19 protein-coding genes are annotated in these 22,060 nt (G+C 36.4%); all 19 read right to left on the bottom strand.

What is annotated here, in order from left to right:
* Positions 1–2 precede the first annotated feature (2 nt).
* The 19 genes from BT156_RS06020 to BT156_RS05930 all read right to left on the bottom strand — a co-directional run bounded on the left by BT156_RS06020 (position 3) and on the right by BT156_RS05930 (position 21,994).
* Positions 3–1,157, bottom strand: coding sequence for an efflux RND transporter periplasmic adaptor subunit (locus tag BT156_RS06020; RefSeq protein WP_083582301.1), 1,155 nt, complete (start codon positions 1,155–1,157; stop codon positions 3–5).
* Positions 1,158–1,160: 3 nt separating this feature from the next.
* A complete protein-coding gene (locus tag BT156_RS06015) occupies positions 1,161–5,510 on the bottom strand; it encodes a CusA/CzcA family heavy metal efflux RND transporter (RefSeq protein WP_072408161.1) in 4,350 nt (1,449 codons plus the stop codon).
* A gap of 182 nt (positions 5,511–5,692) precedes the next feature.
* Positions 5,693–6,073, bottom strand: a complete 381-nt coding sequence (locus tag BT156_RS06010) for a hypothetical protein (protein ID WP_072408159.1) — start codon at positions 6,071–6,073, stop codon at positions 5,693–5,695.
* Positions 6,074–6,168: 95 nt separating this feature from the next.
* Positions 6,169–6,453 (bottom strand): helix-turn-helix domain-containing protein, encoded by a 285-nt coding sequence (locus BT156_RS06005; RefSeq protein ID WP_228430000.1) that lies wholly within the window; start codon positions 6,451–6,453, stop codon positions 6,169–6,171.
* 56 nt (positions 6,454–6,509) lie between these two features.
* A complete protein-coding gene (locus BT156_RS06000; protein WP_072408158.1) occupies positions 6,510–6,941 on the bottom strand; it encodes a transposase in 432 nt (143 codons plus the stop codon).
* Between the two features lie 354 nt (positions 6,942–7,295).
* A complete protein-coding gene (locus BT156_RS05995; protein ID WP_139255424.1) occupies positions 7,296–8,045 on the bottom strand; it encodes a hypothetical protein in 750 nt (249 codons plus the stop codon).
* Positions 8,042–8,776: a hypothetical protein gene (locus BT156_RS05990; RefSeq protein ID WP_139255423.1), complete on the bottom strand. Its 735-nt coding sequence runs from the start codon at positions 8,774–8,776 to the stop codon at positions 8,042–8,044. Before BT156_RS05990 ends, BT156_RS05995 begins: the two co-directional genes overlap by 4 nt.
* An 11-nt stretch (positions 8,777–8,787) precedes the next feature.
* A complete protein-coding gene (locus BT156_RS05985) occupies positions 8,788–9,537 on the bottom strand; it encodes a hypothetical protein (protein ID WP_139255422.1) in 750 nt (249 codons plus the stop codon).
* Positions 9,538–9,777: 240 nt separating this feature from the next.
* Positions 9,778–11,229: a tetratricopeptide repeat protein gene (locus BT156_RS05980; protein WP_072408150.1), complete on the bottom strand. Its 1,452-nt coding sequence runs from the start codon at positions 11,227–11,229 to the stop codon at positions 9,778–9,780.
* A gap of 88 nt (positions 11,230–11,317) precedes the next feature.
* Positions 11,318–12,283, bottom strand: coding sequence for a hypothetical protein (locus BT156_RS05975; protein WP_072408148.1), 966 nt, complete (start codon positions 12,281–12,283; stop codon positions 11,318–11,320).
* Between the two features lie 174 nt (positions 12,284–12,457).
* A complete protein-coding gene (locus BT156_RS05970; RefSeq protein WP_139255421.1) occupies positions 12,458–13,372 on the bottom strand; it encodes a hypothetical protein in 915 nt (304 codons plus the stop codon).
* A gap of 7 nt (positions 13,373–13,379) precedes the next feature.
* Positions 13,380–14,300 carry a hypothetical protein gene (locus BT156_RS05965; protein WP_072408144.1) on the bottom strand — a complete coding sequence of 307 codons (921 nt, stop codon included), beginning with the start codon at positions 14,298–14,300 and terminating at the stop codon, positions 13,380–13,382.
* A gap of 405 nt (positions 14,301–14,705) precedes the next feature.
* A complete protein-coding gene (locus BT156_RS05960) occupies positions 14,706–16,175 on the bottom strand; it encodes a helix-turn-helix transcriptional regulator (RefSeq protein WP_072408141.1) in 1,470 nt (489 codons plus the stop codon).
* Between the two features lie 484 nt (positions 16,176–16,659).
* Positions 16,660–17,262, bottom strand: a complete 603-nt coding sequence (locus BT156_RS05955; protein ID WP_072408139.1) for a TlpA family protein disulfide reductase — start codon at positions 17,260–17,262, stop codon at positions 16,660–16,662.
* 1 nt (position 17,263) lies between these two features.
* Positions 17,264–17,968, bottom strand: coding sequence for a thioredoxin domain-containing protein (locus tag BT156_RS05950; RefSeq protein WP_072408137.1), 705 nt, complete (start codon positions 17,966–17,968; stop codon positions 17,264–17,266).
* Between the two features lies 1 nt (position 17,969).
* Positions 17,970–18,266, bottom strand: a complete 297-nt coding sequence (gene trxA / locus BT156_RS05945) for a thioredoxin (protein WP_072408135.1) — start codon at positions 18,264–18,266, stop codon at positions 17,970–17,972.
* A 12-nt stretch (positions 18,267–18,278) separates the two neighbouring features.
* Entirely contained in the window at positions 18,279–18,515 is a 237-nt protein-coding gene (locus tag BT156_RS05940) for a hypothetical protein (protein WP_072408133.1), read from the bottom strand.
* Positions 18,516–18,536: 21 nt separating this feature from the next.
* A complete protein-coding gene (locus BT156_RS05935; RefSeq protein ID WP_072408131.1) occupies positions 18,537–18,749 on the bottom strand; it encodes a YgaP family membrane protein in 213 nt (70 codons plus the stop codon).
* 32 nt (positions 18,750–18,781) lie between these two features.
* Positions 18,782–21,994, bottom strand: coding sequence for an efflux RND transporter permease subunit (locus tag BT156_RS05930; RefSeq protein WP_072408130.1), 3,213 nt, complete (start codon positions 21,992–21,994; stop codon positions 18,782–18,784).
* Between the last annotated feature and the right edge of the window lie 66 nt (positions 21,995–22,060).

Raw genomic sequence — 22,060 nt, 5'->3', positions numbered from 1 at the left:
AATTATTCCTCTTCACTCGCTGTATTTTTAAGCTTCATCAAAAGTGTGTATGCATTTTTGACCACAATTTTTCTGTTCTCAAAAACCTCAACATTTTTAATTTGGACAAAACCATTTTCAGATTCTCCCAACGTTACAGGAATCAGTTTATAGGTTTGTTTTTTTTCCTGAACAAAAACATAATCGTTACCTTCAAAATTGACGATACTCTCTTCAGGAAGTGCATTGGAAAATGATGTCTCGGTCTCGATCTCAGCATTCATATACATTCCGGGAGTAAGGTTCTGGTCATATTGTTCAAAATGGCAATGCACATCTGCCGTTCCGTCCGCATTAATATCTTTGCTGATCAAAATAATTTCTCCAACGTATTTTTTCTCTGGATGCGCATTGGTATAGGCTGTAAATCTTTGTCCTATTTTCAGCATTTCGAGATCTTTTTCATATACTTTAAGGTTCAGATGAATATCATTAGGATTAATGAGTTCGAATAAAACATCAGACGGATTTACAAACTTTCCTATATTCACATTTACCTTGCTCACAAAACCATTGATCGAGCTGTAGACCGGAACACTTTTTCTGATATTTCCCGAACTCAGACTTCCCGGATTGATATTAACGAGCAGAAGCTGTTCCGCCAGACTATTCATCATAATTCTCTGGTTGTTCATCTCAGACTGCGCCAGCTGCATTGCTTTATCACTGCTTGCCTTACTCTGGTTCAGCTTTTTCTGTCTGTTATAGTCCAGTTCTGCAAAATGAAGCTTTGATTTTGCCATCAGATAATCCTGCTGAAGCTGGATAAACTGAGGATTTTCGATAACAGCAATCACCTGCCCTTTCTTCACCTGCATTCCCGGCAATAGGTTAGTACTTTTCAGATACCCTCCCAATGGAACACTTACTGAAACCAGATTCTGTGGCGGAACATCTATTTTTCCGTTGATTTTAAGAACCGTAGAAATATTTTTCACAGAAAGTGACATTGTTTGTATAGGTGTGTTTTTAAGCTGAGCATCGGTAAGCGTAACGATACTTTCATCTTTTGGAGGAGCCGGCTTTGTAACAGTTTCTCCTTTTTTATGGCACTGAACCGTAAAAAAGAGGATAAGCATGAATACAATCGAATATTTATTTTGAATTGATTTTAACATAATTTATTGATTTAAAGTAATATATTCCAGTTCAATGATGCTTTCATTAAGACTCCAAACCGCATCTGTATAATTATTTTTGATACTGATTGCCTGATTGGCAAGCATTACGAATTCCAGATAATTGATTTCTCCGTTGATGAACTGTTTTTGGGCAGTTTCAAGAATGGTATTGGCATTTTTCAGTTCATATTTCTCGTACTGAGAAACAATGTCCAGATTTTTCTGCTGAATCTCTGATAGTTTTTTATACTGATTATTTAATGTAAACTGCGCATTTTCCCAATCATTCTGACTGACCGATTCTGCAATTTTTGAAGCTTCAATTCTTGCTTTCTGGCTTCCCGAAAATATCGGAACAGAAACTCCCAGCTGAAAAGAATGAAACTGTGGTGAAGCATTGTACACTTTATCATCTGCACCCATCCCACGGAAACTGTTTAGATTATAGGCGAATTGCAAACCCGGCAGTAATTTGGATTTTTCCCAAGCCGTTTGCTGTGCTGCAATATTTTTTTGCTGTTCCAATATTTTTAACGAAGGATTGCCGGAAACATCAGTTTGTAAACGAGAAAGAGAAAAAATAGGTTCTCCCTCGGGAATTAATTCTGTTTCTGAATTAACAAGCCATTGCAATTGCAGCTGCAAAGTTCTGAGTTCCTGTTTTACCTGCTTAATCTGGATTTCAATAGCTGATTTTTGATTGGCAGCAGTTGCTTTTTCCAGAATATTGCTTTCACCGCTTTTTAATCTTAAAGTCGCCTTATCCAGAAATTGAGAATAAAAATCTAACGATTCATTCAGAATTTTTTCCTTTTCCTGCCAATACAGAATATTGTAGAATGTAAGGGTTACTCCTTTTTTCAGCTGATATTCTTTCAATGAAATATTGAGTTCGCTTTTTTTCCATTCCTCAGTGTACAGATTTTTCTGTCTTTTGTAAACCGTGGGAAATGCAATGTTTTGGGAAATCCCGAATTTCATATCACGATACGCGCTGTTAATCTGTCCGTAATCCGCAGAAACTCCTGTCTGAGGAATGTCTGAAGAAGATTTGATCAGTGCTTTTGCATATTCTGATTTTAATTTTTCACTTTTCAGGCCTCTATTATTTTTCAAAGCTATATCAACAGCTTCATTTAAAGTGACTTTGGTTTGAGATTTCATAACACTTCCTGTCAATACAAAAAAGATGATAAGAACAGGTGTTATTCTATTTTTGCGATTATTTTTCATTTTAAATCCTTTTTCAATAGTTACGTAAAGCAGCGGAAGTACAAAAAGCGTGAGTAATGTGGCAATCAAAAGTCCACCTATCACCACGGTTGCCAATGGTCTTTGGACTTCTGCTCCGGCTCCGTTGCTCACCGCCATCGGGATAAACCCCAATGAAGCAACAAATGCGGTCATCAGAACAGGTCTTAATCTTGCTTCTCCTCCATCGACAACAATTCTCACAATATTTTTAATTCCATTTTTATACAATCTGTTGAATTCTGAAATCAAGACAATTCCATTAAGGACAGCCACTCCAAATAGCGCAATAAATCCTACGCCGGCGCTGATACTGAAAGGCATTCCTCTGGCAGCCAGTAAGAACACTCCTCCAATAATAGAAAGCGGAATCGCCGTATAAATCAAAAGACTTTCTTTAACAGAATTAAAAGCAAGAAACAACAACACGAAAATTAAAACCAAAGCAATCGGCACTGCGATCATCAGCCTATTTTTGGCATTTTTAAGGTTTTCGAAAGAACCTCCATACGTGACGTAATATCCCGGAGGAAGCTTAAGCTGTTTGTCCACCTTAGCCTGAAGTTCTTCTACAATTCCCTGAACATCTCGGTTTTTGATATTGAAACCTACCACAATTCTTCGCTGTCCGTTCTCACGCTGGATTTGGTTAGGACCATCTTTGATGTCGATATTGGCAAGCTGCGAAAGCGGAATCTGATTACCTGAAGGTGTGGGAACCAGTAAATTCTTTACATCCTCCAGATTCTTACGGTCATTGCTATTTAATCTGACCACCAGATCAAAGCGCTTTTCACCTTCAAAAATAAGGCCTGTGCTTTGCCCTGCAAAAGCGGTATTAATAATTCTGTTAATATCTCCAATCGACAAATGATATTGTGCGATCACCGGTCTGTTGTACTGAATTATAACCTGCGGAAGACCTGAAACAGGTTCAATATAAAGATTTTGAGTTCCTTCTACAGTATTGATTATTTTCCCAAGCTGATTGGCATTTTTAACCAAAGTTTCCAGATCTTCTCCGAATATTTTCAAAACAACATCCTGTCTTGCGCCTGTCATCAATTCATTAAAACGCATCTGGACGGGATATTGAAAGCCAACTGTAATTCCCGGAACATCTTCCAGAGCCTTGCTCATTTTCCCGGAAAGCTCGGGAAAGGTTTTGGCGGAAGTCCATTCGCTTTTATCTTTCAGAATAACCATCATATCCGAAGCATCCATCGGCATCGGGTCGGTGGGAACTTCTCCGCTTCCTATTTTGGTGACTACTTTCTGAACTTCAGGAAAGCGGGTTTTCAGGATGTGTGCTGCTTTTTGTGTACTTTCAATCGTGGTTTTGAGGTTACTTCCGGGGAGAACTCTGGTATCAACAGCAAAATCACCCTCTTCCAATGAAGGGATAAATTCACCACCCATTCTGCTCAGAACTACAACGGCAAGAATAAAAAGAACAATAACAATACTGAAAATGGTTTTCGGTATTCTTAAAACTTTTAATAAGGTTTTGCGGTAAATGCTTTCAGCTTTTGCCATCAAACGGTCTGAGAAATTCATTTTATGGCTTATTTTTTTGCTTAAAATAATAGAACTCATCATCGGAATATAAGTAAGTGAAAGTAGAAATGCTCCCAATAAAGCAAAGGCAACGGTTTGTGCCATTGGTTTGAACATTTTTCCTTCGATCCCCTGCAATGTTAAAATAGGCAGATACACAATAAGGATAATAATTTGTCCGAAAACAGCACTGTTCATCATTTTTCCTGCGGAATCTATGACTATGGTATCCATTTCCTGTTTTGAAACTGACAGCGCTTTCCGAAATTTGGCATTATGGGTAAACTGATGCATGACCGATTCTACAATAATCACGGCGCCGTCTATAATCAGTCCGAAATCCAGCGCACCAAGGCTCATCAGATTACCACTGACTCCGAAGAGATTCATCATACAAATGGCAAAAAGCATTGCCAGAGGGATAACGGAAGCTACCAATAAACCTGCACGGAAATTTCCCAGAAACAAAACCAGTACGAAAACCACGATCAGGGCACCTTCCATTAAATTTTTTTCAACGGTACCAATGGCGTTGTTTACCATTTTAGTTCTGTCTAAAAATGGCTCTATCACAACTCCTTCAGGTAAAGTTTTCTGGATCTGCTCGATTTTAGTTTTTACATTTTTGATGACCTCACTACTATTCTCACCTTTCAGCATCATCACAATCGCACCTGAAACTTCGCCGTTATCATTATAAGTCATTGCCCCGAATCTTGTTGCATAACCATACCTCACATCTGCAATGTCTCTTATAAATAAAGGGACATCATTGTTCTTGGTGGAGATAGAAATATTCTTAATATCATCAAGACTTCCAACCAATCCTTCGCTTCGTATGTATAGAACCGTAGGTCCTTTTTCAATATAAGAACCGCCTGTATTCTGATTATTGGTCTTTAATGCATCGAAAACATCAGTAATGGTAATTCCGTACGCATTCAACTTATCAGGATTTACCGAAATTTCATATTGTTTCAGTTTTCCTCCAAAACTGCTGACTTCCGCAACACCTTTTACACCAAGCAGCTGTCTTCTGACAATCCAGTCCTGCAGGGTACGGAGTTCCGTAATATCATATCTACTTTCGTATCCTTTTTGGGGACGGACGACGTACTGATAAATTTCACCAAGCCCTGTCGAAATAGGTCCTAAAGCGGGTGTTCCAACATCCTGGGGGATCTGATTCTGCACCTGCTGCAGTCTTTCTGCGACCTGCTGTCTCGCCCAGTAAATATCAATATCGTCATCAAAAACGATGGTAACCAGTGAAAGGCCAAACCGCGAGAAACTACGGATCTCTTTTAGTCCTGAAATATTACTGTTGGCCTGTTCTATGGGAAAAGTAACGAGTCTTTCGATATCGGTAGCTCCGAATGAGGGAGCGGTTGTTATCACCTGAACCTGATTATTGGTAATATCAGGAACTGCATCTATGGGCAATTGGGTTACCTGATAGGTTCCTACACCGATCAGTCCAAAAACCAATAGTATTATAATGAGTTTATTCTTTACAGAAAACTCAATGATTTTTGTAAGCATAAATAATTCTGTTAATCTTATTTGAAATAAATAATATTTGCTCCTATTCCTGTCAGGAAAGAATGTAACCTTCTATTCTTATTAAAAGAACAGAAAACACAAGGTGATTGAGTCCGGCCAAATCACAGCAGGATAAGAGACCAACACAAAGTGTGTTGAACCGTAAAAATAAACGGAAATAATTAACAGTATTTAGGAGGCTGCCAGATAGAATGTAAAGCACCTTTATCATAAAAAGGTTCATCATAAGAATAAACTTTCTCGTGATGATCTGTTATTATCTGCTTTTTGACCTCAAATGTGATATTAGGACTTATAGTAAAAACAAGAGCAAGGGGAAAAGAATGAGCGATGAAAGGTAGTTTTTGATCGGTCTGATAATCCGCATCTTTTACAGGATGGTCATAATGCATTTTAAGAAAAGACATAAGAGTAATTTCTGCATTTTGTTCCTTGTGCTCTATAAAATGTTCTATAAGTACGGGAATCTTCAGCAACTGATACAACTCAGTTGTTGAAACCAAATAAAAGGAAAGTAATATTATGGAAATGAACTTTCTCACAGAACAAAATTAGTCCTTTTTCTTTTCAGAATGATTTTAAATAACATCTTTATTCATGTTATATGTCAGATTTTCATTAACATTAAAAGATATAATCAATCTCTGTTTTCTAAATTATTATTTTTGTCAATAAATAATTTTTTCCATTTTATAACCGTATTTCTGCTTAATTTGAAATACTTTGCTAATTCTGTATTATTACATCTGTTTTTACTCTGATAATTCAATATTTGTTTAATGGCTGCTTCATTATATGCGCGGTGTCTCTGATTGAACCTCTCCGCATCAAGTTCTGAATTACCAAAAATCTTTTGGTTGAGTTCTAAGATATCCAGCTCCGACAGATTTTCTTTTTGAAGTATCTTTTTACACTGATCCATCTTCTCCGGAAATTTTTTATGTATAATATCCGAGTAAATTTTTATGTAATCCGGTTTTATATTTTGTATTTGTTTATCCAATTTTCAAGTGTTGTTTTAGGAATTCTGTATTCAATGATAATTTGTGATTTGGTTTTTTCACCGGAAGTAATCATTTCAAGAATAAAATGAACCACTTCTTTCGTATAGATGTTCTTCCGAAACACAGGAAGTAATGATTTCTTCTTTTCTTCAACTATATTTTGATTCAAGCTATTGTTTGACGGAGCATAAAGCAATAAATGCTGAGAATAAATTCTAAAGAAATCGTATTCCAACAGTTTGCTCCATCGTAATAAAATTTCTGTACTCAAATCTTTTGACTTGTACATTTGTGTTATTTCACTTTCTGTACAATTAAGAAACTTACCGATTCGTATAGCTTCTATTTCTTTTTCTGAAACTCTTTTTTCGATCAATTCCCCAATATGGATTTCCTTGAAATTCATTTTTAGTATTTTATAAAATTATTTTAATTATAGTATTACCTCATAGAGTAAATTTGTTGTCATTTATCTAGCTAAGGAACTGATATTGATGCAAACTAAATTTTATAAAAACCTTTTCTTTATAAAATGATACATCGCTGAACAGCTAAATTTTTGTTTATAATACTATTCAATTTTGTACTAATTCAACTTAGGAAGAATTACAGAGTGTAGAAGAAATACTTTTTCACTCTGTAATTAAAAAAAGTAGAATAATAAAAATTTTCTCCTATGCTAAAAGACCAAAATTTGTCATTATACAGTTAATTAATGCTTGTCGCTTTCATAGGTCATCCTATCAGCGATATTCATTAATTATGGTAGTTCACTGTACAAAATGCTGAGAAAAGATGACCCCTGATACCATGTAGAGCTCCCAGATGTGGCGGATATATAAATAACATCACCAGGGTTAAGCACTACAGAAAGTATTGTATTCGTTGAAAAATTATTTCCACCGCCACTAGGATATATAATTCCGCTAGCCGTCTGATAAAAATTGGGTGTGGTAATAAAGAGCGCAAGATTACTATTATTTGTAAAGTTGCCGGGAGCATCCATTCCAGTTGTAATATGGTAAATTCCTTTTTTATTCACAGTAAAAACGTTTGTATTAGAATCCCAGGTACCAATATCAGCTGTGGGGCTGGTGTTAATAGTTGGAAAATCAAGAACCCTCCCCTGCATACTGTAAACAGGTGTCGTGGAGGTTGTATTTCTTTGTGCACTGAAAATTTGAATGGTAGGTGCATCTACAATACTTTTCTTCCATACAGGAGGGGTATTAGGCCCCTGTGAAACCAAAATATCGCCGACATTTCCTGCTAAGCTGTTTGGTTTTAATGCCTTACCAATATTTACATTTCCATTGTTCTTTACGTTTAATAATGAATATGAAACGGAGTTTCTTACCTCCAATACTTTATCATTCGCTGTGAATGTTGGTTTTGCCACCACTTCTAACATTGCCTGGGGATTAGCGGTATTAATTCCTATTTGCGAAAAAAAGATCTGGCTGGTAAAAACAAGGAATAGAAGTGTTTTCTTATATGCTTTCTTCATCATAATGTTCTTTCAGAATAATTAATATTAATGGTACTGTTATCAAAGCGCCAGTTGGTATTGGAACTTACTGTTACATATATTTTTTCACCTGCGGTGAGATATCGTGTTGCTTTTGTAGTAAGATGAGAACTTGTTAAACTACCTGCTACATTTTCCCCACGCGATCCTTGCTTGTAGGTGCCAATTTGCAGAAAAAGACTGCTTGTTCTATTGCTGTTATTACTTTGAGTTGATATTTTTGTGTTAACCACCACATCATAAACCCCGGATTTGCTTACTGTGTACTCTTTTGTCGTAGTATTCCATGTACCAACAGTGCTACTCACCAAATTGGTATTTGTAAAATTGATTCTTTCGGAGGTATTGGCATTAATGTAAGAAGAGGTTGTACTGTTGTAAGCATTATACGCCACTAAGACGTACTTACCCAATGCGGTATTGTTAATATCTACCCATTGCGGACTATTGCTATTTCCGTTGGAAGTTAATACCCATTCATCTGTTCCTGAAACATTATTGGCCGACAAAGATCCTTTGAAATAAAAATTGCCATTATCAGAAACCTTCATTATTGCTGATGATGTATTACTATTGATAATCATGGCTTGCGTAGCATTCGTATTATTTTTAGAAACAATATCCAATGTAGCGGATGGTGTTTTTGTATTAATGCCCACTTGTGAGCAAAATAAGGCGGGAGTAAATAAAATTAAAAATGTGTGTTTTTTCATTTGTGTTTATTTTATAATTCAACATATTTAATGTGCATAAAGGCTCTTTCCAAAACCCAGGGAACAGGATTTTGTGCTTCTATCCATATTTTATCTCCTGCATTCAAATTCACCATTATTTCCCCATTTGAATTATCTGTGTAAACGACAACAGAACAGGGAAAGCATTGTATTGTAAGGGCGCCATACTCAAAAAAAGAACTGCCGGAATAAATTCTCATTTTCCCGGAATCGTCTGAAGCTGTTGTGTTGGTAAACATGGCACTCCCCGCCGTAATCATGTACAGCCCATTTTTATTCACTGTAAATTCATTGGCAGTAGCATTCCAGGTACCGATATTTACGTTGCTGGCTAGATTAATCGTGTTTAAGGAAATTCTTCTCCACGTATTGGCAGGGACATTTGTACTATTGCCATTACTTACAATCTCGAAAACCTCCTGAATTTGTTTTGCGCCAACAGGAATGTCCAATGTCTTCCACTGTGGCGCTAATGTTGATCCTTTTGAAATCAGATACTGATTAGAAATTCCCGGGTTATTATCCGGCATCAACGCACCTTTAAATTCAACATCTCCGTTATTGAATACAGCAAAAACTTCTGTTCCGCCGGAATTATTGATTTCCAATGCTTTTGTTGTAGCAGTATTGGTTTTGGACTGGATGTCGAGCATCGCCGTTGGCATTGATTTGCCCACACCTATTTGGCAATAGGAAAATGTATAGGCAATTATTGCTATACTTAAAAAGTTTTTTTTCATTTGTTTATATGTTTTTTTTAGAAGTCAATAAGATATTTTATTTCTCTACCATCAGTTTTTATTTAATTTTTTTTATTGTAATGAACGGATCATATAACTATGTCTTTAAATGAAATAATGTCCTTGCATTTCTCTATTTTCTTTGTCTTTAGAATTTGAATATTAAACTCATCAATAATCGATAATCAATAATTAAATTCAATACACTCTTTATAAATCAATCTCTTTACAGTAGTGCTATTACATATTTCTTATCCAGACATTAAAATCTATATCAACAGAAAGGTTTAATTTTTTTCGCAGCCGGTATTTTTTTGATTCAACAGTCCTTAGTGAAACGTGATCATACTCTGCTATCTCTTTGTTAGAAAAATTTAACTTTATAAAAGCACATAGCTTTATATCATTTAAGGTAAGATTCTCGTATTTCGAAGTAAGGTTATTATAAAATTCAGGATACACTTCCTTAAAGAGGATGATAAATTCAGGACTGTAATTCTTTGCCAGTGTAATTACTTCATTAAATTTTTTATCATTAAGTTTCCCTGTAAGTTCCTCCGTAAGTACTTGTTTTTCTTCAATCGTCTGTTCTTTCTTTTCAAGTAGCCGCTTTTGTCTTTTACTTTTGAAATAAAAAAGTGAAATAATTAAAAAAGAAAATATCAGAATTAGAGTATTCAGATACTTAGAGTCAAGTAAACTGCTTGTGATTTCTTTATTTTTTTTTTCTACAATCTGAGCGAGTACAGCTTCCACTGCCTGCTTGTTGTGAAGATCAATAGAATCACTTATACTCTGATATTTATACAGATATTCGTTAGCTTTTGTTATATCAAATTTATTTTCGGTATAATAATTACCCAAGACTTTATAAAGATGTTTTTCGGCATCTCCATCTCCAATGGCAATAGCATTTTGTAACGCTTTTTCATAATATTCAATCGCTTTCTTTTTATCCCCTTTCTTATCTATAAGTTTCCCCAATACCTCCAAGGCATCATGCTGATATGAAACATGATACTTTTTTAGAAGTCCAAAAGCCTTTTGAAGATATAGTTCTGCTTCTGGCAAATCATTAGCAGTAATATATTCATCAGCTTTTTGGGTATAAGTAGTATACAACATGTGGTACACTTCTTTCTCATTCATTTTTTTTAAAATACTCTCCTGAATTTTTAAGTGCTTCCAAAGTGAGTCTCTTTTATTTTGCATTTCAAAAATCTGACTTAAGTTTTGATGCGCCCAGACAAGGGAAAAGTTTCTTTTAAGAGTGTCCTTTATCTTATAAGAATACTGTATCTGCTTATGAAATTCTTTACCAGCAAGCTTATACATTTTAAGATTTCCATATACTCTTCCCCGCAGGCGGCAGACTTCTGTTTTGAAATTAACTGCCGTATCAGCAAAAGGTTCCTGTTCTGCTTTTTCTAAATAATAAAGACCTTCATTGTAAGCTCCAACTTCAAGTAAAACTTTAGCGATATAAATACAGCTAGCCGCTTTTCCTTTTGAATAATTGCTTTTTTCGGAGATCTTAAGGGCGTGATTTGCTTTTTTCAGTGATTCATTAAACTTTATTTCATTAAAGTTTTTCAAGGAATTTTCAAGTATTAAATCTATTTGTTTCTCATTATTCGCCTGCGCATGGAAAAATGATGTAATCATAAAAACAATACATATATACAACTTCATATTTTCTAAGAATAAAAGTGTTATTGGCTATCTCTCTTCTCAATATTTTTCAATCTGAAAATCTAATCTCAGATTGAAAAAAGAGCCATTAAGGCACAGACAGCTGCTGCATTGAAAAATTCCTGTTTTCTATCAGTGAATTTGGAACTGCAATACGAACACTTGTGGTCGGTACATCTCCCGCGCCGTAGTTCATTGTTAAATAAACACGGTCTCCCGCATTCAAATGGACGATGCAGTTAACATTAATCGGTGTATTGCCTGACTGGGCGATAACATCCATAATGTTTCCTCTGTTTCCACCTATTATATTAGAGATGCCCGTACCATTTCTGGTGATATTGAGGTTAATTCCGGTCCACTGGGAAGTCCCGGATAAGGCTCCCCCGCTACCGAAATAAGCATAGCCTTCTATTTTGTAAACACCTGATTCCAATATCTGCCAGTAGTCCCCTGCGTCATTCCATGTTACTGATCCACCCTGATTGACAATCATATCACCTAATGCAAAAGGCACAATCTGGGGGATACTGTTATTAAAGTTTGTAAAGGCAGTTCCGGTGTAGGTTACCAGGTCAGTAGCTCCAAGTGCAGCAATAGTTGATGTCGTTTTATCAATAAAGGTGGATAATTCCCAGGTCGTTCCAGAAACAGTACCTCTGCTAATCAGCATAGCATACCCCGCTGGATTGAGTTTAAAATTGGCGACTCCAGCACCTGTCTGGTTATCAATAAGCTCTGTACCGTTGGCTGCGACAGTAAGCTGCGCACTGCCGGTATTTTTAATGTAATAGACCCTTCCCTGTATATTTCCGGCAGCCGGCGCAGCAACAGTGGCTGCAGGCAAGGTAAATGTAGCGGCAGTACTACCATTAAATGCCATATAAAAATCGCTGGCTCCTAATGTCGTGGATGCGGAAGACAATTTATACTGTCCGGCAAAAGATCCGTTGACGGTAAGTGTACTTCTGGGTACGGTAGTGTTTATGCCAACTTGCGCATTCAATAATGCAGTAAATACAAATGGACTTAAGTAAAGTAATAACTTTTTCATTTTGTTGAATTTTTGTGTGTTTAGAATATTAAATGCCTGAATTGAGAAATTAATCTTGTGTTGTTTTTTGAAACTCCTGTGTTATACTCTGCTTGGGGAAAAGAGTAACAGAAATTTTTAAATAATACATTTTTTCATTTTGTTTTTAGAATCTTCTTAAAGTACTTGCTTATTTTAAAGTTTGGTCACAATCAGGTAACCATAATTATCACTTCCATTGGGTTGGTTCATGAAGCATGACTGCGTACTGTAGCTGTCTCCTCCTGCATAGTTAACAAATAAAGCTACTTTTTCGTTCGCAGCAGTACTTTGATAAGCTACAACAAGCTTTTGTGGATTTGCATAAGCATAACTACTGGCATGAATTCCTCCCGATGCATTTCTTCGGGCTATTACATAATCCCTGAAAATTATATTAGTAGAATAAACAGAACTTCCACTGCCGGCTGTTGCAAATAATGTATTTATAGCAATCTGCCCGGTATTTGAAGATGTTGTTGATAACCCATTGCAGTATGCAGTTTGATACATCTCAAAAAGATAAACACCCGGTTCAGGGATTGTTAAATAGCTGATATTGCTTACAGACTGTGCATTGACAGTTCCTGAAGTATCTGTTCCGAATCCAAAACCCACAGTATTGCCCTGGACATCTGATCCGGCTGGAAAAGGTATATTGGTATAAACACTTGTATTGTTAAGCGAAAAATTACCGAAGGACGAACTCCGTTTAAAATAAAAATACTGGGTTGATGTAGGCTTAACTTTAGCCGCCCCGGCAGCATCAACGGCCAGCGGACTATAAGGAGATGACAAAACAGGTAAATTTTCGTGCTTTATATCTGTCTTTATATGCAATAAATCAGTAGGTGAAGAAGTTCCTATATTAATACCGGTATTTCCGTTATTGTGAATTTTGAATAATTCCGAATTATCTGAATTATTAACTTCTAAAGCTTTAGTAACCAACGTATTTCCATTTGAAACAATATCTAAAGCTGCTGAAGGATTACCTGTATTAATCCCCATCTGTCCCCACACCTCAGTACAAACCAAAATGAGAGTTATAAAAAAGATCTTTTTCATCATTAGTGAATCATAATTTAGAAATATTCATTGTTATCTTATTGGATAAGCCGGCAGGTGTGGCAAAAGAGCAGACATTTGAAGTAAAAGTATCTCCAAAGCCGTAGTTTACAAAAAGTGCTATTTTTTCGTTGGCAGCCGTTGTTTCAAATACCAAGAAAACAGTATGGGGAAGTGCAAAATTGTAAGGGCCAGCAATGACAGTACCCGTATCATTTCTTCTGGGTAAACCATTATAACGTACTACAGCCTGCCTGCTGTAACTGGTACTTGCAGAACTTGCCTTGAATAAAGCCGTTCCTATTCCCAACATATTATTTGAAGAGTCTGCAGGGCTTCCGGTACAGGATGTATAATAAGTTAGATTTATTTTGTACACACCAGGATCCGGAAATGAGATATACCTTACATTGGAAGATGAAATGGCAGTACTGTTTACATTTAAAGTAGCTGAAGCGTCAGTACCAAATCCGGCAGTAATGGTATTAGTCACAGATTGGGCAGAAGTAAGTGGAATACTGGTATAAACCCCCGTATCTGAAAGTGTAAAATTAGACGTTGTAACAGATGATGCCATCTCCATATAAAGATATTTGGTGGGCTCCGGAACATATGTTCCAACTGTTCCATCACTTTTTATAGCCAGAGGTGATACACTTCCGGAAACTATGGGAAGGTTCTCATACCTTATACTTCCGTTAGTATGCAGCTTTGCTGTGGGATTAGAAACATTGACTCCGACATTTCCGTTGTCAAGAACAGTGAAAATTTCTGTCCCACTGGAGTTGTTTACTTCAAGTGCTTTAGTTGCATTTGTGTTTCCTTTAGATTTAATATCTAAAGTGGCTGTGGGACTAATTTCATTAATACCTACTTGCGCGAATGCGAATATTGATATCAGTACATTTACAAAAAATAGTGTTTTTTTCATTCTATGCTGTTTTTAGGGCTAGTAAAATAAGGGTGGGGACATTGTAGAAAATGAACAGGTACGGTCTAAATTCTGTCGTATAAAATATCTTTCATATACTACAGATATCGAAGACAGGAATCATACCTTCATTTACATGATAAATGACCGGGATACAGTAATTTTTTTTTTCATCGCTTTAAATAATCAGTTAGTGTTTATTAATTTTATAACAAATAGCTGTTCTGAATGAATGTAGAATAGAATGCTGTTTGCTTAAAATTTTCATAACAAATCTATAATAAAGGTTTAAAAAAGTTTACACTGCATTTGCACTGCACTATTTAAGACACTGATAAACAATATTTTAAAATTAGCGTCTCTTTGTTTGTGTTTTTATTATTTTAGCTTAAACAAAAAAAATCATTAATGCTCCATAACCCATTTATTAAAATCTATATCACCAGAAAGATTCAGCTTTTTCCGTAATCGGTATTTTTTCGATTCAACAGTCCTTAATGAAATGTGATCATACTCTGCAATTTCTTTATTAGAAAAATTTAGTTTTATAAACGCACATAGCTTCATGTCATTTAAGGTAAGACTCTCGTATTTTGAAGTAAGATTATCATAAAATTCAGGATATAATTCTTTAAATCTGTTCATGAAAGAAGGATCAGAATGTACAGCAAGATGAATCAATTCTTCATATGTATTATCCAATTTCCGTTTAAGTTCTTCAGACTCCAATACCTTCTGATTTATCAAAGTATCTTTTAGTTTTTGTCGGGTTTTATACCTGTTATAAATAAGGTAAATTACAATACCGCTGATAGAAATAATTGTGAAAATAATATAATAAAGCTTGCGATGAGTTCTTCTTTCATTTTCTTCCTGCTCAGTAAGCATTTTTTCGATAACCGTGTTAACAACTGCTTTAGTTTCTCTTTGTAAACTATCATTCAAGTTGGAATATTTTGATAGATATTCATTTTCCATACCAAGGTTATCAAGTCCTTTATATGCCTTAGCAATTAGTTTATAGGATTCTAAGTCTCTATTTCTTAGCTTGGCTTTCTGAGTAATTTCTAAAGAGCTTAGCAGGTAGTCCAGAGCTTTAGCATAATTCCGCTTCTCTATATTTAACCTGCCAAAAGCCCGCAAAACATTAGCCTTTCCCTCAAGAGGAATCTGCTTGGTGAACAGTAAATTATTTGCCTTATTAACGTAATATTCCGCAGAATCAATATTATGGTCTTTATAATGCCTTTCTGCAATAGTAATATACAGCATAGGCATTGGAGACCTCATGCATTTATGTTCAGTACTGTATACAGAATCCATCATTCCCAGAAATTCAAAGCTCGATCTTTTCCAGTCATAAATAGAATAAATTCTTTTTTCCCGTTCTTTTTTGTTTTTGATTTTTTCCGCAAACTCCAAAGCTATATTAAAAGACTTGATGGAACGCTCATATAACTCCAATGAGTAATAGTTTTTACCATAGACATAATGTAAATAAGCCTGCAGTTCATTATCGTCATCGTCATTTTTAAGTTTTACTGTCGCAATTTCGAGAAATTTCAAGCTTTCCCGGTTTCTCTTCATCGCATTCAGAACATTGGCAATATTGATGCATCCTCTAATTTCACCTTTTTTATAATCTCTTTTTTTACTCTCTTCAATAAATTTTCTTTCCTGTACAATCACTCCATTAAAATCACCTTCTTTTACCAGCTTATTAAAGACCTTGGTTTGCATGGTGTCAATTTCAGTGACACTGGATTGAGCTTTAAATTCAAAACCCCAAAAAAGCAGAATAAAAAGAAGTCTTTTGTCTAAATTTGCTTTTTTAATGATTGAATAATTTATCTTTTTGAGTAGATATTGTTTCATAAACATTACATTTTAAAAAGGAGCAGACATATTATGAATTTTGTAAATTTACCTATTTTACAAGTAAAAATTACAACAATAGCAGTGCTTTAATTAATTATTTACAACAATACACGCTAAACTCGCAACTATTTTCACATTCTTAAAGATAAAAACTATAAAAACCTTGTCCTAAAAAAGGCAGGATCCTAATGAAAGATGTAAAAAAAATTAATCATTGATTGACATTAGAATAATAAAGAGACTCTGCTTTTACGAAAATGAAAAGGACTTCTTGGCTCTACCCTTTATCTACGCAGCGCAAAATAGCAATCCTCCATCAAGTAACTATTTACATGATAATAAAGTTATTCACAAATCAGATAGTCCGGATTTTGTTATCGTTGGATTCGTTGATTACGTACAAGGCTTTACATTCGAGCAAAAGCATTAAAGCTTATTAGTACTGGTGAAAAAAACAAGTATTTAAACAGTATTTTTCATTTTATTCATTTAATAACTGATTGATTTCTTCGTAAAACGAATCTTTACTGTAATCAGCCATTCCTGCGTGATGCATCCTTATTTTTCCTGCTTTATCCAAGACCACCGTTGTCGGAAGCGAACCTCTGAAATATTCATTCGGGATATTGCCATTAGGGACTAAAAACGGAACGCTGAACTGTTCTTTTTCTAGATAAATTTTTCCCGCATCCACTTCTTCATCGAGGTTCACAGTAATGAAAACAAGGCCTTCATTTTCTTTGTATTGTTCATAAAATTTCTGAATCGAAGGAAATTCTGCACGGCAGGGCGGACACCACGAAGCCCAGAAATTGATAAATACCACTTTTCCTTTTAGGTCAGAAGTATTGATGATTTTCCCTTTATCGTTTCTGACACTGAAATTTTGTACAGAAACTGCAGTACTTTTATTGGAAGGTTTTTCTGTCGTCTTTTTTTCAATCTTTGAATTGAGAAGACCTGTTGAAATAATCTGACGCATCAGCCACGCTTTAGCATCCGGACTTACAAGCAACACTATAAATATTATGCCCAAAAGTACCGTACTCCAGTTTCTTCTGAGCCATATTTTAAATATATTCATTTTATTGTAAAATCTGCTTCTTCACTTCCTGTTCGGATACAAAACCAAGGTTATTCCAAACTATTTTATTATTTTTATAAAGTTTCAGAACCGGAAGCGCGGAAACGTTCAGCTCTTTACAAAGTTCTGTGTTTTCATCCGCATTGATTCTTATAATCTTAACTTTATCCGGCATTTCCGATGCTATTTTTTTAAGATAAGGCTCCATTTTTTTGCACGGAGCGCACCATTCTGCATAGAAATCTACCAGAACAGGCGTATCGCTTTTCAGCATTTCGTTGTACTGGACAAGACTCATTCCTGCAGAAGTTGAAGCTTTGATTTCGGGCAAGTTGGCATTTCTCCATTTCATCATTCCGCCCTGCATTTCATAGACGCTTTTAAAACCCATCTCATGAAGTTTTACAGCCGCCGCCGTACTTCTCGGCCCGCTCATACAATACACGAAAACAGGTTTTGCTTTATCGAGAGTTTTTGCTTTTTCACCGAAATCATCTGCATTCCAGTCGATGTTCATTGCATTTTTCAGATGTCCGTTTCGAAATTCTCCGGGCGTTCTTACATCCACCAGCTGTGCATCCCTGGTCTGGTCTAATTTTTTAGAAAATTCTGTGGCAGGAAGGCTGCTTTCGCTTTTGGTATTCTGTGCTTTTCCGCATCCTGTCAGTACGATAAGAAAAAATATAGCGATTAGGTTTTTATACATTTTAGCTGTTTTGTTTAATTAATCTCTCCAGTTCATCCGCCTTAAAAACACCGGACTGTTTCCATTTTACTTCTCCGTTTTTAAAAATCATCAGAGTCGGAACACTTCGGATTCCGAACTGGGCTGCAACGGCCTTATTTTTATCAACATCAATTTTAACGATACTTGCTGCATCGCCTATATTCTTTTTCAAATCCTGAAGAATGGGAGCCTGCATTTTGCACGGGCCGCACCATTCTGCAAAGAAATCGACCAAAACAGGTTTATCCTGATTGATAAGTTCCTGAAATTTACTCATTTTGCATTACTTTTATTTAATTTCCTCATATTCTACCTCATCATTTATATTTTTTGAATGGCGAATCGGTACGGAACAGTTCCCCGCTGAACAACAGCCGATATTCAATAATGGCATAGCTACAAAAACCGCTCCAACAGCGACCAAAATCCACATCCCTGATTTTACCGCCTCCACGACAAGGAAAATCCCCATTGCCAAACGAAGCAGCCGTACAAAATTCCAATTTTTAAATATATTTTGAACCATTTTTTTAATTTTTATTACATTTTAATCTGATTGAGTACACACTGTACTTTCTTTTTTCACTCCCAATTTATTCAGTATCATATACATCAAACACCAGTCTGTGAGCGCGTGAATCCACATATTGACTCCCACAAAACCTGTTAACCAAAACCAGTTTTCACTTACATAAATCCCTAACAGTAAACTAATTAAAATTACTGTTCCTGCTATGGCGTGTACAATTCTTGTCTGCATAATTTTTAAATTAAATAGTTATATTTCAATATTTATTGTTCAGAATCTGCATTTTTCTCCCATTTCTTTTTTTCCGTGGCGTAATAAACCAGCGGCACGACAACCAGGGTAAGCAAGGTTGAAACAATCGCTCCGAACACCAGTGAAATGGCCAGTCCCTGAAAAATAGGATCAAAGAGGATAATGACGGCTCCTATTACTACTGCTCCTGTTGTCAGTAAAATAGGGGTTGTTCTTACCGCTCCCGCTTCAATGATGGCCTGCTTCATAGGAATCCCTTCTTTCAGACGGATTTCTATAAAGTCGATCAAAAGAACAGAATTCCTTACCATTACACCAGCCAGAGCAATCATCCCGATAAAAGATGTTGCCGTAAAGAATGCTCCTAACAACCAGTGTCCCAGAACGATCCCAATCAACGACAGCGGAATCGCAACCATCATCACAATAGGCGTTTTGAAATTCTGAAACCAACCGACAATCAGCATATAAATAATGATGATTACTACAGCGAAAGCAGTTCCCAGATCACGAAATACCTCTAAAGTAATCTGCCATTCCCCATCCCATTTTATGGTATAATTGCTTTCATCTTCCGGCTGATTCATATACAGCTCATTCATCGAATATCCGTTTGGAAGCTGGATTTTTTGAAGCTTTTTGTCCATTCCGAGAATCGCATACGCCGGACTTTCCAGTTTTCCTGCCATATCGGCAAGGACGTACACTACCCTTTTCTGATCTTTTCTGTAAATGGTTTTATCCAGTTCTTTTTCCTCTACTTTTACAAGGTCACTTATCGGCACCATTCCCATCTGTCCTTTGATTTTCAATCCTGTAATATCCTGAATATTGGCTTTATCAGCATTTTTCAGTTTCATCACAATGTCCACCGGATCGTTGGATTTTTCGTCGTACAAGTTTCCAATCGGATATTCTCCCATCAAATAGGTCATATTGCCTACAATCTGCTGTGGTGCAACTCCGTTCAGCATTGCTTTTTCTTTATCCGGAACGAGCTTGAATTCTTTCTGGGGCGCTTCCACCATCCAGTCAATATCAACTACATCATCAGTTTCCTTCAGAATATCTTCAACCTGTTTGGCTACTTTTACCTGCCCTTCATAATCAGGTCCGTAAATTTCCGCTACAATTGTTGAAAGAACAGGCGGTCCCGGCGGAACTTCCACTACTTTTACATTGGCTCCGTATCTGGCAGCTATTTTTTGAATCTCAGGACGCATTTTTTTAGCAATATCGTGACTCTGTACATCACGATCTTCCTTATGCAGAAGGTTTACCTGAATGTCTGCTGTATTACTGTTTCCACGCATATCATAATGACGAACCAATCCGTTGAACGTAATCGGAGCCGAAGAGCCCACATAATTCTGATAATTTACCACTTCCGGAACGGTTTTAAGGTACTGTGCAATATCCTGTGTAACGGCTGAAGTTCTTTCCAAGGTTGTTCCTTCCGGCATATCAATCACCACCTGAATTTCATTTTTGTTATCAAACGGAAGCATTTTTACCGCTACCCATTTGGTGAAAAATGCCGCTACGGAAATCAACAGTAAAACAACCGTAATCGCCATCATCGTCCATCTTTTTGATTTTGAATCCAAAAGAGGCTGTTCAATTTTCTTATAGATTTTATAAATCCTGCCTGTTTCCAGCCCCTGATCTTCGTTATGATGTTGCTCATCTTTTACCTTTAATAAATGATAGCCTAAATATGGTGTAACCGTTAATGCGACAAAAAGTGAAAGCAGCATCGCAATAGAAGCCCCGATCGGCATTGGAGACATATAAGGCCCCATCATACCTGACACGAAAGCCATTGGCAGAATCGCTGCAATTACCGTAAATGTCGCCAAAATAGTAGGATTCCCCACTTCATTAATGGCATAAATCGCCGCCTGTTTGAACGGCAGTTTCTTCATGTGGAAGTGCCGGTGCATATTTTCAGCGATGATGATGCTGTCATCCACCACAATTCCAACTACGAAAACCAGTGCAAAAAGAGTAATTCTGTTCAGCGTATATCCTAAAATATAGTAGCTGAATAAGGTCAAAGCAAACGTCAGCGGAACGGAAAAGAAAACAACCAGACCACCTCTCCAGCCCATTGCCAGCATTACCAGAACCGTTACTGCCAAAATTGCAACGCCAAGGTGCATCAATAATTCAGAAACTTTGTGGGAAGCTGTTTCCCCGTAATTTCTGGTCACTTCTACGTGTACATCATTCGGAACCAGATTCTTCTTAAGTTCTTCCACTTTCGTAAGAATCTGCTCAGAGATTTTCATCGCATCTGCCCCTTTTACTTTGGAAACTGAAACGGTAACCGCAGGATATTCTGATTTGAATTTTTTGCCGCTTTCTACTGCATTTCCATATCCGAAACTTACATAATTGGCAGGATCAGAAGCTCCGTCTTTTATCGTTGCTACCTGTTTCAGATACACAGGCATATTCTGTGAAGTTCCGATAACCAGATTTTCCACATCTTCGGCAGAGTTCAGAAATTGTCCTGTTGTCAGAAGGTATTCCGAATCACCTGAATCAAATTTTCCGGATTGTGAGCTTCCGTTATTGGCCTGAATCATCTGCATTACAGAAAGTGCATCTACATTCAGTTCAGCCATTTTATCTTTGTCTAAAATCACCTGCAGCTGGCGATTTCTGCCTCCGATTGTTCTGGTAAGAGAAACGTCTTTTATTTTTTTGATTTCGGAAGACAATTCCTCACCGATCTGACGAAGCTGAAAATCATTGTAATTGGCATTATCACTCCACAAAGTCAGTCCGAGCATCGGGACATCATCAATGGAACGGGTTTTCACCATTGGTTCCATCACGCCTTTCGGAAATATATTTTTGTTCTTCATCAGCTCATCGTAAAGCTTTACATAAGAACGTTCTGTATCTTCTCCCACATAAAACTGAACGATAATCATAGCCTGTCCGTTCATTGCCATCGAGTGAATGTGCTCTACCCCTTTGATATTGGAAATAATCTTTTCCAAGGGTTTTACGACACGGCTTTCCACCTCTTTTGGATTAGCTCCGGGATAACCCACCATTACATCCGCCATCGGAATGATGATCTGTGGCTCTTCTTCTCTTGGTATTAGTGTTGAACTGTACACCCCGATAATCATCAAAGCTATCATTAACAGAATGGTTAATTTTGAATTGATGAAAAATTCGGCGATACGTCCTGCGAATCCTTTTTCCATAAAAAATATTTTTAAATGTAACAGTTTAACAATTTATCAATGTGACAATCAACCCCATTAATAAAT

This window comes from Chryseobacterium limigenitum, assembly GCF_900114875.1.
In the GTDB taxonomy this organism is placed as follows: Bacteria; Bacteroidota; Bacteroidia; order Flavobacteriales; family Weeksellaceae; genus Chryseobacterium; species Chryseobacterium limigenitum.
Note: the sequence above shows the minus strand (reverse complement) of the source record. Positions and strands in the feature narration are given on the sequence as shown.

Coding starts and splice junctions, on each gene's coding strand:
- BT156_RS06020 (WP_083582301.1), bottom strand. CDS start 1,157: ATGTTAAAATCAATTCAAAATAAATATTCGATTGTATTCATGCTTATC.
- BT156_RS06015 (WP_072408161.1), bottom strand. CDS start 5,510: ATGCTTACAAAAATCATTGAGTTTTCTGTAAAGAATAAACTCATTATA.
- BT156_RS06005 (WP_228430000.1), bottom strand. CDS start 6,453: ATGGATCAGTGTAAAAAGATACTTCAAAAAGAAAATCTGTCGGAGCTG.
- BT156_RS06000 (WP_072408158.1), bottom strand. CDS start 6,941: ATGAATTTCAAGGAAATCCATATTGGGGAATTGATCGAAAAAAGAGTT.
- BT156_RS05995 (WP_139255424.1), bottom strand. CDS start 8,045: ATGATGAAGAAAGCATATAAGAAAACACTTCTATTCCTTGTTTTTACC.
- BT156_RS05990 (WP_139255423.1), bottom strand. CDS start 8,776: ATGAAAAAACACACATTTTTAATTTTATTTACTCCCGCCTTATTTTGC.
- BT156_RS05985 (WP_139255422.1), bottom strand. CDS start 9,537: ATGAAAAAAAACTTTTTAAGTATAGCAATAATTGCCTATACATTTTCC.
- BT156_RS05980 (WP_072408150.1), bottom strand. CDS start 11,229: ATGAAGTTGTATATATGTATTGTTTTTATGATTACATCATTTTTCCAT.
- BT156_RS05975 (WP_072408148.1), bottom strand. CDS start 12,283: ATGAAAAAGTTATTACTTTACTTAAGTCCATTTGTATTTACTGCATTA.
- BT156_RS05970 (WP_139255421.1), bottom strand. CDS start 13,372: ATGATGAAAAAGATCTTTTTTATAACTCTCATTTTGGTTTGTACTGAG.
- BT156_RS05965 (WP_072408144.1), bottom strand. CDS start 14,300: ATGAAAAAAACACTATTTTTTGTAAATGTACTGATATCAATATTCGCA.
- BT156_RS05960 (WP_072408141.1), bottom strand. CDS start 16,175: ATGAAACAATATCTACTCAAAAAGATAAATTATTCAATCATTAAAAAA.
- BT156_RS05955 (WP_072408139.1), bottom strand. CDS start 17,262: ATGAATATATTTAAAATATGGCTCAGAAGAAACTGGAGTACGGTACTT.
- BT156_RS05950 (WP_072408137.1), bottom strand. CDS start 17,968: ATGTATAAAAACCTAATCGCTATATTTTTTCTTATCGTACTGACAGGA.
- trxA (WP_072408135.1), bottom strand. CDS start 18,266: ATGAGTAAATTTCAGGAACTTATCAATCAGGATAAACCTGTTTTGGTC.
- BT156_RS05940 (WP_072408133.1), bottom strand. CDS start 18,515: ATGGTTCAAAATATATTTAAAAATTGGAATTTTGTACGGCTGCTTCGT.
- BT156_RS05935 (WP_072408131.1), bottom strand. CDS start 18,749: ATGCAGACAAGAATTGTACACGCCATAGCAGGAACAGTAATTTTAATT.
- BT156_RS05930 (WP_072408130.1), bottom strand. CDS start 21,994: ATGGAAAAAGGATTCGCAGGACGTATCGCCGAATTTTTCATCAATTCA.